Raw genomic sequence first — 15,454 nt, forward strand, 5'->3', positions numbered from 1 at the left:
GCGGCCATGACTGGCTAGCGTTGACCGCTTATCCGCAAGCAATGAAAGCCCGGCATTGAAGCCGGGCTTTGCATAGCGCTCTAAGCGCGCCGTTTGATTGCGACCTTCGACCAAAGGGTAAAGGCGACTGGTGGTGTCCAGCCTGAGTTTGATACGTGCTCTTGCAGGCACACGTAATGATTGCCTTCGTAAGTCACGCCATCCTCCTTGCGATACCGATGGTTCAACTGCCACTCGGGGAACTCTGGGTCAGGGATGTCTCCAGCAGTTCGAACGCTCAGGCTCTTGCTCGGCAGCGACTCATTTCCCTGAGAGTCTGTTGCCGTGACAAAGTAGCTGTACTGAGTGTTCGGCGTTAGGCCTGAGTCCTTCAGCGTTAAAGCTGCCGCATGGCCTATCGCAGCCCCATTTCGGTATAGCGTGTATGTCTCGATCGGACGAGGGCCGCTTGAAGCCCCCCAACTCAAGGTCAGACTGATCTCGGTTACGTCCCTGGCGGACAAGTTCGCCGGCGCCGTTGGCCGGTCACCAGGCGCCGACCCGCCGTGAATCAACGGGGAGTAACGATCGTAGAACTCCCAGTTGTAGGGAACATTGTGCTTGGTAACGCCGTCGTCCCAGTTGATAGACCACGTCATCAGCCCTTTGATGGAATGGCCGGCAGCGTCGAGACGCTTGAATGCATTTACAACTGCAGCAGGATCGATCACATAGCCAGTGGCCGCAGCGTCATTATTGGCCGGTAAGCCAATGACAAATTTATCTGCGGGGATGGCGATGTAGTCCCGAATGCCAGTCACCAGGCTTTCGGTCAGGTAGTAGAGGAAATCCTCTTTCATCTCATCATTGTTCTGTGCAATCCAGGCACCTTGACCACCGTTGGCCTCCTGCACCCAGATCCCATCGCCACCTTGGTTGTAGTACTGAGGCGCGATGAAGTCGTAGTACCCCTCAAGGGCCTGAATGTAACCAACGTACTTGCCGCCAACTCTGAGATAGGGAAACTCAGGTGCCATGCTGATGATGAAATGTTTCCCTTCGCCCTTGTAGTGATCCTTCACCAGTTTCAAGGCCGCCGGCAGCACCGTCTTGTTGTCAGCAAAATCAATGGCGCTTTGCTCCAGGTCGATATCCAACCCATCAAAACCGTAGACTTCAACCAAGCGAATGATCTCATTCGCCAGTGGCTGCTCATCCCCCTTGTGCAACTCAATATGAGCGTCGGCGCCGCCCAATGAGATCAACACCGCCCGTCCCTGGCTGTTCAGCACGCCTACCTGACGGCGAAACTCTTCATCGGAGAGGTTGTAAGGTCTGAAGGTAGGAATACCTTGGCCTTTCATGAACGCTACAGCAACAACGTTGTAGTCCTTGGGTACATCCACCAAATTCAGATTGGCAAACTGCCCACCTTGATAACCATCACTATGGCCGGCTGGCCAGTTATGCCAGAAACCCATGAGGATTTTTTTATTGGCAATACTAGGCATCAATGATGCTGAGTCATTTACGTTGGACTTCAGTAATGAAAAATCAATCGTAGACATTGTTCTATTCCTTCAGAACTGTATGAGGGCCGTACATGGCCCGCGCTGACTCAAAGTTCACATCAAACGCCTGATGGAGTGCAGTGCCGGTATCAGCAACACGCCAAAGCAAGGCATTGATCTGCTCCCTAGAGGAGAACTTTCAGGCTAGCGCAAGGTTTTGGATTGTCCACCATGAAAATACGATTACAAAAGCAGAAGAACACACGCTAATGAAACGCTCCCACCACCCGCCACTTCACCCTCCCCGCCGAAAATAAACGGACCCGCCGGGGCTCGCGCCCCCTCAAGGCGCGCCGAACAGCATCGTCCAATACACGCCCTCGTCGCTACGCGAGTTCGCGGCGTAGGCCGCGCCCACCTGGGTAAACATCGGGTTCATCAGATTGGCGCAATGCCCGGGGCTGGCCAGCCAACCTGCCATCGCCTTGCTCGGTGAGCCCTGCCCTGCGGCGATATTCTCGCCGATCTGACGGCCACGGTAGCCCGCATCCCACGCCCGATCTGCCGGCAAATCACCGTTGGGGGCACGATGCGCGAAGTAATTGCCGTTGGCCATCGCCCGGCTGTGTCTCTGCGCCGCCGTCCCCAAAGCGCTATTCCAGGTCAACGGACGTGCCGCGGCGAAGCGCTGGCGACCACACAGGCGCGGCTTCGCCCGTGCTGCGTTGACCTGTGCCAGCAACGCTGTGCTCGCAGATCGCCCATCGCCGAGCTGAGCATCGAGCAAGGGGCGCGCCAGCACCACCCGCCACTCGTTCCGGGCGCGACTGACGCCGATATCGGCAAATTGGCTATCGAGCAGGGCCGCGCAGTAGTCGCTCTGGAGCATGTCAAAGGCCTCCTCGGCATCTTGCGCGCCGACCAGGCGGATGGTTCGCACTGTCACTGCCTGATAGCCGGCAGCCTTCAACCTTTCCCGCAAACCGCCGCTATAACCGATCGGCAACGCCAGGTTCGACTTCAACGTCAGCGGCGTCGAGACCCGAACCACGCGCCTCTCGCAGCGCTGGGGCTGGGCGCGGTAATCGTTGATGGCCTCCACCAATTGCCTTTCTCCGCTGGCATGGGCGGGGCTGGCGAGCAAGGGGAATATAGGCATGAGGCAGAGCGAGACAAAGCGGGAGCAGCGGACGGCTTGGCGCATGGGGCGAACAGCTCTGATGGGATGACGGCGGTAATGCCGAAAAAAGGGCTCGGCTAAGACTGCGATCCTCAACACAAGGTTCACGCGCAAAGGGTACAAATTTATTGTTGGAGCAATGCCTCCATTCCAGGCTGACGCCTTCTAGTCGGACCGGTACAAAAAGCGGCCATAGGCCCTGTCCGTTTCCCTAGCGAAGGACGCTATAAATCTCAGAAACCACCTGCATCGTTGCGTCTTCGACCGTTCCTTCATTACGGCATAAAACCCAGCCGTGATCTGCAACTGCTCGCTCGAACGCCTTGGTACTAGCCACATGTTCCTCCAGCTTATGCATCACCGTACTGTTCAGCCCACGGGTACGTGCCGCTGCCCTCGCCCATGAAACCTCAGGGGGGGTGACGACCCCGACATGCAGGTCTGGCACTCGCACGTTGCGATCCATGTTCAACTGTAGAATCTCTGCAAACGGGACCATCCGGCGAAACGCGGCATCGGACGGGTACCAGCGATCGATCAGGATGATGCTGTCCGCTGGTTGTTTGGTCAGCACGTGCTGGGAAATCCAGGTACGGCTATCAGCAAAGCGCTCACACACCCCCAACTCCAGATCCCGGCTGGGATTTCTGACGAGCGTGTTAACCAGGGCCATTGTTTCACCCCGATAAGGGTCGCTTTTTTTCTCGCAGAGTCGGATCACCTTTTTGTTGTCTGCCCGCAGTACTTTCGTCACGGCCTCCAACAGTGTGGTTTTGCCGGTGCCCTTGGGCCCATCGAGAGAAACAAACAGCGGACGATTCATTCTTCAAACAACGCTTGATATACAGTTTTTTGCCCAGTTCGCTCGCTGCACGCGCTTGGCGCGACTACGCGAATCGAATGGAGGGCCGTGATGAACAGACAGTGATGAACACTCTACTGGTTTCTGGCTGACAGGTCTCAAAATCTCGGGCTACAGCCGCTTATGAGCATCGCCTCGCCCAAATGAGGCGACAGCAATTATGATGCTTACCCGTCAGACAACTGGAAGTCCGATCCTCATGCTCAAGCCCTTGGCCGTACTGACCCTCGCTTGTGCTTCTGGCTACGCCAATGCCGCGCCCACCGACCTCACCGGCGTCTGGAAAGGCACCCTCGGCAAGGCCCCGATCACCGCCTGTTTTAACGCCGCCCCCAACAGCAACGGCAGCTACTACTACCAACGCTTCCTCACGCCGATCCAGCTAACCCGGGAAAAGCCCGGCGAACCCTGGGCCGAAGACGGCAAGACCGGGTTCTGGCAACTGGACGCCCTCCAGGGCGATACGCTGACCGGAACCTGGACCAAGGCCGCAGGCGGTACGCCGTTGCCCTTGGCGCTGACGCGGTCGAGTGCCGAAGGTTGTGGTGGCGACGCCTATAACGCGCCAATGGAGGCGGCACCGTTGCCCGTCAAGGTAGAGAAAAATACCTTTGGCGAGCACGCTTATCAGGTCAGGACCCAAGGCGCCCAGGTCACCTTGAAGCTGGAGGGAGATGGCCCAGCCATCCACAAGATCAATCGACACCTGGCACGCCTAGCCGTCAGCCCCGAGGGCCAGCAAGCGTTCTTCAGCGAGCGACGCGAATACCTGGGCCGCGGCGGCTCCGCTGAAACCAGCGAGATCAGCGTTACCCCCACGTACTGGTCGTCTCAGTGGATCACCGTCAAGTTCTACCGCTGGACCGCAGGCTATGGTCGCGGCGGCATCAGTTGGGGCCTGCACACCTGGAACCTGCAGACCGGTGAAAGCGTCGATCCCTGGACCTGGATCGGTACGCGCTTTGAGTGGTACAGCCCGTTCTCCGGGCATGTCAACCTGCCGAAAAAATTCGCCACCTGGCTCCAGACCCAGGCCACAGCGGACAGCGACTGCCCCGGCGTGGCGAGCTACGCCTCCTACGACCTGAGCTTCGACACCCAGGGCATGCGCCTGGCCAACCAGGCCACCGGCGATGGCTGTGACGTAGATGTGACCTTCAGTTGGAAGCAGGTGGAGCCGCTGCTCTCGGCACAGGGTCGGGCAGCGCTGCCAAGCTTGCAGGTGCCGTGAGCAACGCCTGGATGTAACCGGCCAGCCGTTCTTCACGCGGGCCCTGGGACCGATCCTGACTGTTACCGGCCAGGCGCACGGCCTGCTCAACAGGGTGCGCCAGGTGGCTGGCATCGCCGGCAAGAGCAGCGCGCAGTGCCAGGCAGCGCGGCCGGAAGCTCGGGGCGTACCAGTCGGTTTCTTCGTTGAACAAATGGTCATGCAGCTCGCGGGCATCGCGCTCAAGCATGGCTCGGGAGAAGGCCAGCTCCGCCCGCAGAATCGCCAGCAGCACCATGCACTGCTTGAGCACCAGGGATGGCGACGCCAACATGGCCTCCAGCTCCTTCCCAAGCGCTACGGCGCCCGCCCAATCCGCCTGATTCTGCCGGGCATACAAGCGATAGCCCAGCGCACTCAACGGCGCCGGCATCGGCTGGGTACTCAGGTGATCAAGATCGGCGCCGGGCAGGTCTTCGGCTTGCATACCCGCAGCCCCCAAGGCCATCAGGCGCACACCGGCCAGTGCCTGCCCCTGTTCATCAGGCTTGTAGAGCCAGGCCAGAAATACCGCCCCATCACTGACCCGGCCCGGCGCGACCGTGGGCAGCAGATTGGCAAGGCCGGTGGTCAGATTGCACACCCCGAGCGCCAGTACCAGCGCCGCAAACTCGCCGCCCAGCAGCGGATACAGCACCAGGCACAGGCCCGCGAACAACAGGTTGAGCAACGGCCCCATCAGCGTGAAAACCAGCATGGGCCGACGCAATGGCTGGTGCGGGGCATGCGCTGCCATGACATAGCCGGCCAGTGGCTGGCCTTTGCCAAGGCGCGACCAGCGAGCCTTCCAGCCACGCTGCAGCGGCTGAATCTCCAAGGCCAGCACCCGCGCCGCCAGCACCGTCATGCCAACCCATTTGGCGCCCAGATAGTGCCCGCCTTCGTGTACGCAGAGGCTGACCACGCCCAGGATGCAGGCCATGAACATGGCTGAAAACGGCTGCAAACCGACCTTGATGCTCTCGCCAAGGATGAGCGCCGACAGTAAAAAACCCGCAATGCCGATGGCCAGTTGCAGCAGTACCAACAGCCGATGTATTCCTCTGAGCAGCATTATCCAGTCCTTGATAAACGGGCCGCGCATTGAAGCACCGGTTCTGGACCGACATCAATGTTCATTCGCAGCCTGCAACGACGCGGCGTTGACGCACATTCAAGCACAACCTGAACGAGGTAGCTTGCACCCGCGAACCCGTTTCCAGGTTCGCGGGGCGGGTACAACACCTTGCATGTCTGTTGCCGGGGCTTCAGAACGCCCAGTCCAGGGTCAGGCCGACCCCGTGGCTCTTGTCGCGACTACCCAGCAGTCCGTTGTAGTCCAGGTTGACCCGGGCCTGGCGACCCAGGGCGATCCCCGCCCGTGCACCGACTACCGCCGCATCACGATCCAGGGACAGCGCCTGGACCGTGTAGGTATCGCCCTGGCCAGCGAAGGCCAGGTGCTGGTCGGCCCCGGTGGAACTCAGGTTGTGCTGCCAGCCCAGGGTGGCGGAAAGCTCCACCGCCTGGCCGCCGGACAATTGCAGTTGCTTGCCGGCGCGCATGCCCAGGGTCGAGAGCCAGGCATCCCGGTTATCCTGCCCACCCTTGAGCGCAGCAGCGCCGCCATGTTCCTTGAAACTGTCGCTGGCTATATGCACATAGGCCAGGTTGGCGAACGGCTCCAGCGCCATGCTCGGCAGTGCGACCTTCCAGGCGGCCTCGCCGAACACCTGAGTGCTCTGGGCATCGCGCTTGCTCTTCTGGCGATCGCTGACCTCGTTGTACTGCAGCTCGCGCTTGGTCTCGATCCGGTGCCAGCTGTGGCTGCCGCCCAGGCTCAGGCGCATCTGCTCCAGTTCCTTGCCTGCATAGGCACCCAGATGGTAGCTATCGACGCTGGCCGAGGAATGACGACCATCGCCCATGCTCAGCGAACTGTCGCTGTAGCCGGTGAAGACCCCGACGCGGGTGTCCTCGCTCATCTGCCCGTCGATCCCCAGCAACATGCCGCCAATGGAACTGCTATAGCGCGCCCGAGCGGAATCACCCTCGGCCTTGCCCCAGGCCCCCAGGGCCTTGACCCACAGGCCGTTGCCCTGGCCTTCCACGGCCGGCGCGGCGGCGACGCCCTGCTGGCGGGTACGCTCGCCCACGGCGTCGCGCAACTGGCGGCTGTCGTTGAGCAGCAGGTTGCCCACCGCCGGGTGAATTTCCCCGGACAGTTGATCGAAAGCCTGCTGGGCGCTGCCGGCATTGGCCGACAACAGCAGGCTCTCGTAGACCGGGTTGCCCGCGCCGAGCTGATCGGCGGCCGCGGCCACCGAACGCTGGTTGGTGGTCAAGCCGACACTGGCGAAAGAAGTGGCGTTACGCTGCACTGCCAGCTGCACCCCGCTGCCGGTATAGGCCAGGCCACCACCGAGGAACAGTGAGTTGGACTGCACACTGGCGAAACCGCCCTGCACGCCGCCCGCGGCATCCAGGATATCGTACTGACGCCCCACCAGGCTCGTAGCCCGCTGGGACTGCAGCGAAACCCCGGGGTTCTGCAGATCCAGGGCCAGGTTCGCACCGTCCAGGAAAGCCTTGCCATCGCTGACCAGGCGGTCGCTGCCAGCGGCATCCACCTCCACGGCATAGGTCGAGCCCGGCTGGAAGGTCACGTCGGCACTCACGTGCAAGGTGCCGATGGAGTTGCCTGGCGCCACCACGCCGCCGGCGTTGGCCACCAGCGCGCCGATCCGGCCATTGCCGCCCAGCACGCCGCCGTCATTGACCGTCACCGCCGATTGCAGTGAACCATTGACCGCCAGCCGTCCCTGGTTGATCAGGGTCGGGCCGGAGTAAGTGCTGTTACCGGTAAGCACCAGGGTACCGATGCCCTGCTTGGTCAGGCCGCCATGGCCAGCGATATCGTTGCTCCACAGGTCCAGCCCGCAGCCCAGGTCGTTGCAGCGCCGCTGGGTCGGCTTGCCGGCATCCACCAGGGCGCCGATACCCGGCAGATCGACCACGAACTGGCTCGGGCCGTAGCCACCGGCGATGCGGAACGCCTCGGGAATGTCCTGTTCGGTGACCAACATGCCCGGGCCCCGCAGACCCTTGTCCAGGTCGATCATGCCCCAGCCGTACAAGGCATCGATGCCGGGTGCGCCCATGTCGGTGGCGGTGGTGCGCAGCACGCTGGCGATCTGTGCGCCGCTCATGTAGGGGAAGCGCTCCATCAGCACCGCCGCCGCACCGGCGGCATGGGGCGCGGCCATGGACGTACCGTTCTTGTTGGCATAGCCCTGGGTCAGGTCTTCCAGGCTGGTGCCGCCAATCACCGCGCTGTAGATCCGGGTGCCGGGGGCCGATACGCAGAAGCTTGCGGTATAGCCGCAACGGGAAGAGAACGTGCTGATCAGGTACGGGTTGGCGCTGCTGGTGTCGGGGTTCTGCTGCAACGCCGCCACGGTCAGCCAGTTGGGGGCGATCTCCGGGACGAAATAGGCCAGCCCGGCAATTGCATCGGGGTTGTTCAGGTTGTAGTCGTTGCCGGCGGCGAAGATCGTCATGACCCCGCTGCGGGCGGCGGCGATGGCCCCGTCATAGGCGCCACCGGGCAAGGTGCCCAGCAGTGGCTGGATCTGCGCGAACTGCGCCCGGGCATCGTCCACGGTGAAATGCGGGAACTCCGGATTGCGCCCACCCTTGGCGAAGCGATCGGTGATGCCGATGCCCCAGCTGTTGTTGATGATCCGCGCGCCGCTGGCCACCAGGCTGTCCCAGCCGGCCTTGTACACCGCGCCATCGTTGCCCAGGACGATGCCATCCTCGGGGCCGGGGTCGCCGTTGTCGGCGCTGATGATCTGCGCATCGAAGGCCACGCCGTGCATCGACACGCCGTCACGGTTGCCGGCGGCGATCCCGCCGACGTGGGTGCCATGGGAACCGAGCTTGCCATCCGAGCCCACCGACGGGCTGCCGTCATAGCGAAAAACATCGCCGACCTTCACCGGGATGTAGGGGTCGGTGTACTGGCGGATACCGGTGGTGACCAGGGTCACCATCTTGTCCTTGCCGGCAAACTCGGGGTGCTGGGCGTATACCGGCTGGTCGAAGATCCCCAGCTTCACCCCCTTGCCGCTGTAGCCGGCGGCATAGGCGCTGTCGGCGTGGATCGCCCCAAGCCCCCAATCGGCCTTGAATTCGCTGCTGCGCCAGCTGCTGGCGTCGCCGAGGCGCCCACTCTCCACGTAGGGTGCGGCCTGGGCCGTGCCCATCAGCGCCGCCCAGCCCACCAATGCGCGACCCAGTGGGGCCAGGGGCCAGCCCTGCCCGAGCACGCTGTCATCCTTTCTGACTTGCTTCACTACGACCTTCCTTAGTTGCATTGATGAAAAACCGCGTTGGTCAAACTCCGTATTGCAACGCCTGGCCGGCGAGCCCTTGGCACCACCAGCGCCACGGCGCTTCAGAAACGCCATTGCAGGTTGAGTCCCGCGCCATGCTGTTGCTCTCGACTGGCCAGGCGCCCCTGGTAGTCCAGGCTCAGGTCCAGGTCGCGGGTCAGCCCCACCCGTGCCTGGAGCCCCACCAGCGCGGCATCGCGCAAGGCCGGCGCAGTCTCCACCCGGAACGGCAGGTCGCTACCGGCAAAGGCCAGGTGCTCGCGATCCTGGGTCCCGCTCAGGCGGTGCTGCCAGCCCAGGCTTGCCGCCAGTTGCAGGTCCTGCTGCGGGCCCAGTTGCCATTGCTGGCGCCCACGCAGGCCCAGGGTGCTGAGCCAGGCATCACGCTGCTCGTCGCGAGCCTGCAGCGCCGCGGCGTCGCCCTTCTCATGAAAGGCATCGCGGTCCAGGTGCTGGTAGGTCAGGTTGGCGAAGGGCTCCAACTGTACCGCCGGCAAAGCCAGGCGATAGGCCGCCTCGGCGAACAGCTGCTGGCTGCGGGCATCGACCCGTGCGCGCTGGCGGCCGGACACCTCGCCATAGGCCAAGTCGCGCCGGACCTCGGCACGGTGCCAGCTGTAGCTGCCGCCCAGGCTCAAGCGCAGCTGGTCCAGGTCGTGGCGGGCATAGGCGCCCAGGTGGTAGCTGTCGACCGTGGCCCGGGAGTGGCTGCCACCCATGCCCAGGGAGCTGTCGCTGTAGCCTGCGGCCAGGCCGGCGCGGGTCTGCTCGTCAAGGTCATGGTCCAGGCCCAGCAGCATCCCGCCCAGGGAACTGGTATAGGACTCGCTGCCCTGCACGCCCTCGATGCGTCCCCAACTGCCCAGGCCCTTGAGCCAGAGCTGGGTCGAGCCTGGCTCGCTCGCAGTCGTTCCAGGCGCGTTGGCATTCAGTGCAGGACCTTGCACACGCTCGCCCAGGGCATCGCGCAAGACCGAGCCCTGGCTGAGCAGCATCGAGTCCAGCGCCGGGTAGATCTCCCCGGACAGCTGCCGCAGGCCGTCCCGGGCCTGGTCCACCGAGGTCGAGAGCAGCAGGCTTTCATACACGGGATTGCCCGGTCCCAGCCGCTCCACGGCGCCGCCGCTGGAGCGCTGGTTGGCGGTGGCACCGACACTGGCGAACGTCGTGCCGCTGCGCGTCACGTCCAGCTGCACGCCGTTGGCCGAATAATCGAGTACGGTCCCCAGAAACAGGTAGCCGGGCTGGACCTGGGCGAAGCGCCCGTTGACGCCACCCGCTGCCTGCAGGATGTCGAACTGGCGCCCCACCAGGCTGGATACCGGGCCACCGGCCAACAGGTTCGGCTGAGCCTGGGGCACCAGGCTGAGATTGGCGCCACCGACACTGGCCTGGCCGCCCACGACGAGCCGGTCGCTGGCCGTGGGCGACAGCTCCACCCGATAGGTCGAGCCCGGCTGCAAGTCCAGGTTGCCGACGACATTCAAGGTACCGATGGAGTTACCCGGGGCCACCACGCCCCCGACGCTGGCGGTCAGGGCACCGATCCGGCCGTTGCCGCCCAGGGTACCGCCTGCGTTGACCGTCACCGCCGATTGCAGGTTGCCGTTGACCGCCAGCAACCCGTCATCGACCCGGGTCGGGCCGCGGTAGCTGCTGTCACCCGTGAGCACCAGCCAGCCGGCCCCGGACTTGACCAGGCTGCCCTGGTAGACCCGCTGCGCGGCAGCCGCGTCCCGGGCCATGCCCAGGGCATAGTCGCTGCGATCCTGCTGGCTGGCTCCCGGTGCCAGGCCATTCTCCCAGCCGCGATCCTTGAGGGTCTGCTGCCAGGCTTGGCGTTCCGCGGCGTCCTCGACCTGACGCTGCACCAGGGCCTGGTCGGAGATGCCGTTGCTCCAGATATCGCCCTGCCCGCGCCCCAGGTTGACGTCGAACTCACCCAGTAGCTGCCCGGGGCCGTGCAACGCCCAGCTCAGGTCCGGGACGCCCCAGCCCACCCGGTCGCTGGGCCCTTGGGTCGGCGAGCCATCGAGCTGGCGCGAGGTGGTCAACAGCACTTGCAGGGCCTGCTGGTTGTTCAGGTAGGGATAACGCTCCATGACCAGGGCCAAGGCCCCGGTGGCATGGGGCGCGGCCATCGAGGTGCCGTTGTAGGTGGCGTAGCCGCCACCGGGTACGGTACTGGTGATCGCCGCACCCGGGGTCGCCAGGCACCAGTACTTGGCGATGCCGCACTGGTTGTATTTCTGCTGGTTGTTCTTGTCCAGGCCCGACACCGCCAGCCAGTGGCCTTCCAGCTCCGGCTGGAAGTACGGCAGCGCCGAGCGCACGCTGGCATTGGCATACCCGCTGTTGCCGGCGCTGAACACGTTGATCACACCACGTCGCGCCGCGTCGCCGGCGGCGTCGAGCCAGGTGTCCTGCTGGAAATGCTGGGCGTAGGCCGCGCGCAAGTCGCTCAGGGTCTGGTAGCTGACCCCCTTGGGCTGGCTGCCCCAACTGTTGTTGATGGCCCGTACCCCGGCATCCATCAGGGCACCGTAGACCGCCTTGAAATACCGCGGATCGGGGCCGGTGCCGAACTGGAAACTGTCGTTGTGGTTGGTGTTGCCCACGTAAACCTGGGCATTGAAGGCCACGCCCTGCATGCCAACGCCATCACGGGCCGCGCCCATGGTGCCGGTGACATGGGTGCCATGGCTGTCGTTGGCGCCATTGAGCACCCCAGACACACTGAACGGGGTGCCGTCCAGGTACTGGCCGGTGGCGGTAACCGAATGAAAACGTCCGGGGCTGGCCTCGGGATGGGCGGCATCGAACCCGGAGTCCAGGGCGCCGATGCTGACCCCGGCGCCGGTGATCCCGGCGGCATAGGCCTGGCTCGCCTGCATGCGCTCCAGGCCCCAGTCCTGCTGGTATTCGGCCGACCGCCAGCTGGCGGGGTCGCCCGGGCGGCCGGTCTCCTGATAGGCCGCCGCAGCCGACAGCGGCAGTCCGGTGGCGAACGCCAGGCACAGGGTGCCCGTCAGCGTCTTGAGCTGATCACATCTCACATCCATGTCGATGACTTCTCTTGTTTTTGTTGTCGGGTCGCCCGTCCTGGGTCAACCGGTGTGTCGCTGCATTGCTCGGCCGCAAGCCTGCGGCTGCAAATATTGCTCCCACGTCAAATATTTGTGCAACACCTACCGTGCACGAGCGTTCAACCTAGAGCTGAAACAGCATACAAACGCTCGCGGTGGCGATTCGAACAGGAAGCGCAGCGCAAAGAGTACATTTGTACTCCATGCAAACAACTGGATAGCGCTCTCCCCCTTCACTCACCCCGGCTGACCTTAACGGATCAACAGAGTGCTAACGAATGCGGATGTAAGAAGGTATGGGCTGGCATTTTTTACACTCACACCGCACTATCCGTTTTTTTGGAGTTTCATATGCATATCATCGAATGCAGCCTCAAGGACGTGGAACAGGCCGCCGTTCTGTTCAACCAATACCGGGTCTTTTATGAGCTGCCGGACGATCTGGAGAAATCCCGCGATTTCCTCCAATCAAACCTGCACAACAACCTCTCGCGAATATTCCTCGCCCTCGACAACGAGCAAAACCCCGTAGCCTTCGCTCAGATTTACCCAGCCATGTGCTCCCTGGCAATGAAGCGCTTCTACTGGCTCTACGACCTCTTCGTCGCCCCGCACGCGAGAAAAGCCGGCTACGCCCGCCATCTCATGAACCACCTGACCACCCTCCTCGGCGCCGAAGGCGCGGACCGCATCAGCCTGGACACCGCTACCTCGAACAAGGCCGCGCAAGCCCTGTACGAGTCACTGGGCTATCAACGGGAAGGCGAATTCGTGACTTACCACCAATACCTCGCAAACACCGCCCCCCATCGACGCTGTCGAGCCGTGACAGGTTCGGCCCGCCATCCCCAACGCCAGCAAACACCGAGGCACCGCAGTCGATGGACCCGACGCACATCCAGGCCCTTCAACAGCTACGCAGCGTGCTCCCCATCAGCCTGCGCCACGCCCAGGCCCTGCTGGAACACTGCGCAGGCAACCCCCAGCAGGCCGCCGAGCGCTACAAGACCGAGCTGCTGCAGGTGCTGGTGGACAAGTCCGGTCTGCCCGTCGATCAAGCCCAGGCGCATCTGCACAACGCAGGCTATGACCTGAATCGCGCCTTGAGCGCGGTAGAGCAAGCGCGCTTCACCCTGACCCAGCGCATCCTGCGCACACATCACCAGGACAAGGCCCGGGCCCTGGACCTGATCGCCCAGGCGATAGAAACCGCCGAGCAACTGCCGCGCCAGTACTGGCTGGCCTTCGAGCGGCTGGAACAACTGGCCCCGGCACCGCGTTGCTTCATGGTGCTCCACGAATGGCTGGCCTTTGAGGACTGGGAAGGCTTTGACAGTGCCCTGCACTTTCATCTGCCGCAGGCCATCGCCCAACTCAGGCACCTGCAACTGGATGCCCTGGCGGACACCCTGGAACAGGCCGATCAGCACCAGCAACGGCTACGGGCAGCCCATACCGAGCGCGAAAGCCCCATTGAGCTGGCCGTGCGGGTCAATCAGGATCCGTTGTTCAACGCCTGCCAGGACAGCTTCAGCCAGCAGCGGCCGCAGCTCGACGAGCGCCTGTACGAATGGGTGGAGCAATACATAGAGCAGTTCCCAGCCTGAGCGGCGAGTTCGCTTCAGGTGTCACTGGATATCCTTGCCCAGACAATGCGCATTGACGAACGTCGCGGTGTGTCGCAGCGCTTCGCGGATATCCGGTTTGGCAATGCCATGCCTGCCAGCAAATTGCTCGACCGCCGCGGTATCAAAACGGGTGGTCTGGATGAAGTCCAAGGCCTCGACGTTTGTATTCAACAACCGCGCAATGGGACGAACGCTGAGTAGCAACTTCATCAGTCGCAGCGGCATGTGATGCTTCGGCGCTTTCACGCCAAGCGGGTGTGCCGCCTGGGCCAGGAGTTCTCGCAAATTGGGCGTCTGGTCATCAAGCGCCAGCAGTTCCTGCCCCACCATGGCGGGATCAAACGCACAGGCCGCCACCAGTTCGACCAGGTAATCCACGCTGACCAACGGCAGCCAGTGCTCGGGGGTCCCCGGCACTGCCGCCAGCTTTCCTTGCACCAGGTTGCGTATCAGCTCCATCAGGGGCTGCCCCTCGAGGATGTGTCCGGTGCGGCTGTGGCCGCAGACTGTCGCAGGGTGGACAACGGTAATCTCCCCGCCCTGGGCCGCCATAACCTGCAGGGTCGCAAAATGCGCCTCCAGCTTGCTTGCCTCGTAACCACCGACCTTGCGGTAAACGGCGGGCCAGTTGGTCAGCTCTGGACGACGGGGATCAATACCGATGTTGCGCAGATGCTGGTGATTCTTCAGCATATAGCCGCCGATCAACACCAACCGGCTGTTTTGTTCAGCGGCCAACAGCGCCACCTGCCTCGACCCCTCGACGTTCACTGCCCGTGACTGTTGCAGCGAAAGCCCCCAGGCGAAGTGGGCCCCCAGATGAAACACGATGCGGGCACCTCTTAGCACGGCTCGGTCGACATGACTCAGGCCAAGGTTATCCCGCTGCAGATCGCCAGATACGGCGAACACCTGGGCGGCATTTCCCCCCAGGCTGGCGACGTGCTCACGCAATGCGGCCAGTCGCTCCGGGCGCCTCATCAAGACCCGGACCGTATGCCCTTGTGCACTCAAGAGCGCCACCAGATGCTGACCGATGAAGCCGGTACCCCCTGTGACAAAGCACTCCACGCTCATTTTCCTGCTCCTTGGTAAGGTGAGAAATCAAGCGTAAACTATCGACCCAACTCTACAGTCAAGCGGTGTTTTCATGAGAATCGGCGAACTGGAGGCTCGTAGCGGGGCAAGTCGGCACACCCTTCGTTACTACGAACAAATCGGCTTGATCTCGCCCCAGCGGCGGACTAACAACTACCGCATCTACACCACGCAAACACTGCAGGACCTGGACTTTATCCAGCGCGCACAGGGCATGGGGTTTTCCCTCGGGGAAATTGGCGAGATTCTCGATGCGCAGCGCAACAAGCTGATCGACTGTGCGGCCGGCGCGAAGCTGATTGAAAAGAAGATGGCAGAGATCAAACAGAAAATCGTCAGCCTCCAGAGTATTTATCAGTATCTCGATGAGGAGCGCATCAACCTTGAACGCAGTGCCGCCGAGCAAATTGAGCTGCAGAAGCTGAACAGCTCTCCCAACTGAGAGAAAACCTGTAGGTAACGCC

The 15,454-nt window shown here is 62.8% G+C and carries 10 protein-coding genes and 1 pseudogene; 4 read left to right on the forward strand and 7 right to left on the reverse strand.

What is annotated here, in order from left to right; genetic code table 11:
• Positions 1 to 80: 80 nt before the first annotated feature.
• From KHO53_RS23955 to KHO53_RS23965, 3 genes are all read right to left on the reverse strand, one after another.
• On the reverse strand, positions 81 to 1,547 hold the full coding sequence (locus tag KHO53_RS23955; RefSeq protein ID WP_010220083.1) for a glycosyl hydrolase family 18 protein: 1,467 nt from the start codon (positions 1,545 to 1,547) through the stop codon (positions 81 to 83).
• A 286-nt stretch (positions 1,548 to 1,833) separates the two neighbouring features.
• Positions 1,834 to 2,694 carry a CAP domain-containing protein gene (locus KHO53_RS23960; RefSeq protein WP_213571049.1) on the reverse strand — a complete coding sequence of 287 codons (861 nt, stop codon included), beginning with the start codon at positions 2,692 to 2,694 and terminating at the stop codon, positions 1,834 to 1,836.
• Positions 2,695 to 2,881: 187 nt separating this feature from the next.
• On the reverse strand, positions 2,882 to 3,493 hold the full coding sequence (locus KHO53_RS23965; RefSeq protein ID WP_010220085.1) for a dTMP kinase: 612 nt from the start codon (positions 3,491 to 3,493) through the stop codon (positions 2,882 to 2,884).
• A gap of 238 nt (positions 3,494 to 3,731) precedes the next feature.
• Between KHO53_RS23965 and KHO53_RS23970 the strand changes: the two genes are divergently transcribed.
• Entirely contained in the window at positions 3,732 to 4,763 is a 1,032-nt protein-coding gene (locus tag KHO53_RS23970) for a hypothetical protein (RefSeq protein WP_213571051.1), read from the forward strand.
• On the opposite strand, the gene KHO53_RS23975 is transcribed toward KHO53_RS23970, so the two are convergent.
• From KHO53_RS23975 to eprS, 3 genes are all read right to left on the reverse strand, one after another.
• Complete coding sequence (locus KHO53_RS23975; RefSeq protein ID WP_213571053.1) at positions 4,690 to 5,856, reverse strand: M50 family metallopeptidase; 1,167 nt, start codon at positions 5,854 to 5,856, stop codon at positions 4,690 to 4,692. The genes KHO53_RS23970 and KHO53_RS23975 overlap by 74 nt on opposite strands.
• A gap of 193 nt (positions 5,857 to 6,049) precedes the next feature.
• Positions 6,050 to 9,049: an autotransporter domain-containing protein gene (locus tag KHO53_RS23980; protein ID WP_213571282.1), complete on the reverse strand. Its 3,000-nt coding sequence runs from the start codon at positions 9,047 to 9,049 to the stop codon at positions 6,050 to 6,052.
• Positions 9,050 to 9,240: 191 nt separating this feature from the next.
• Positions 9,241 to 12,240, reverse strand: coding sequence for an autotransporter serine peptidase EprS (eprS, locus tag KHO53_RS23985; protein WP_213571055.1), 3,000 nt, complete (start codon positions 12,238 to 12,240; stop codon positions 9,241 to 9,243).
• Between the two features lie 375 nt (positions 12,241 to 12,615).
• On the opposite strand from eprS, the pseudogene KHO53_RS23990 reads away from it, so the two are divergent.
• A pseudogene (locus KHO53_RS23990) lies at positions 12,616 to 13,017 on the forward strand (GNAT family N-acetyltransferase); the annotation flags it as partial.
• 128 nt (positions 13,018 to 13,145) lie between these two features.
• Positions 13,146 to 13,871 (forward strand): hypothetical protein, encoded by a 726-nt coding sequence (locus tag KHO53_RS23995; RefSeq protein ID WP_213571057.1) that lies wholly within the window; start codon positions 13,146 to 13,148, stop codon positions 13,869 to 13,871.
• A gap of 21 nt (positions 13,872 to 13,892) precedes the next feature.
• Here KHO53_RS23995 and KHO53_RS24000 read toward each other — a convergent pair whose 3' ends face one another.
• Complete coding sequence (locus tag KHO53_RS24000) at positions 13,893 to 14,969, reverse strand: SDR family oxidoreductase (RefSeq protein WP_036997204.1); 1,077 nt, start codon at positions 14,967 to 14,969, stop codon at positions 13,893 to 13,895.
• A gap of 73 nt (positions 14,970 to 15,042) precedes the next feature.
• On the opposite strand from KHO53_RS24000, the gene KHO53_RS24005 reads away from it, so the two are divergent.
• Complete coding sequence (locus tag KHO53_RS24005) at positions 15,043 to 15,432, forward strand: MerR family transcriptional regulator (protein ID WP_036997202.1); 390 nt, start codon at positions 15,043 to 15,045, stop codon at positions 15,430 to 15,432.
• The last annotated feature ends 22 nt before the right edge of the window (positions 15,433 to 15,454 follow it).

Origin of the sequence: Pseudomonas sp. RC2C2, assembly GCF_018390435.1 — a bacterium.
GTDB lineage: Bacteria > Pseudomonadota > Gammaproteobacteria > Pseudomonadales > Pseudomonadaceae > Aquipseudomonas > Aquipseudomonas donghuensis.

Excerpts from the sequence above, each read along its gene's own strand:
- KHO53_RS23995 (WP_213571057.1), top strand. The coding sequence starts at position 13,146 with ATGGACCCGACGCACATCCAGGCCCTTCAACAGCTACGCAGCGTGCTC.
- KHO53_RS24000 (WP_036997204.1), bottom strand. The coding sequence starts at position 14,969 with ATGAGCGTGGAGTGCTTTGTCACAGGGGGTACCGGCTTCATCGGTCAG.
- eprS (WP_213571055.1), bottom strand. The coding sequence starts at position 12,240 with ATGGATGTGAGATGTGATCAGCTCAAGACGCTGACGGGCACCCTGTGC.
- KHO53_RS23970 (WP_213571051.1), top strand. The coding sequence starts at position 3,732 with ATGCTCAAGCCCTTGGCCGTACTGACCCTCGCTTGTGCTTCTGGCTAC.
- KHO53_RS23965 (WP_010220085.1), bottom strand. The coding sequence starts at position 3,493 with ATGAATCGTCCGCTGTTTGTTTCTCTCGATGGGCCCAAGGGCACCGGC.
- KHO53_RS24005 (WP_036997202.1), top strand. The coding sequence starts at position 15,043 with ATGAGAATCGGCGAACTGGAGGCTCGTAGCGGGGCAAGTCGGCACACC.
- KHO53_RS23955 (WP_010220083.1), bottom strand. The coding sequence starts at position 1,547 with ATGTCTACGATTGATTTTTCATTACTGAAGTCCAACGTAAATGACTCA.
- KHO53_RS23960 (WP_213571049.1), bottom strand. The coding sequence starts at position 2,694 with ATGCGCCAAGCCGTCCGCTGCTCCCGCTTTGTCTCGCTCTGCCTCATG.
- KHO53_RS23980 (WP_213571282.1), bottom strand. The coding sequence starts at position 9,049 with ATGGGCACGGCCCAGGCCGCACCCTACGTGGAGAGTGGGCGCCTCGGC.
- KHO53_RS23975 (WP_213571053.1), bottom strand. The coding sequence starts at position 5,856 with ATGCTGCTCAGAGGAATACATCGGCTGTTGGTACTGCTGCAACTGGCC.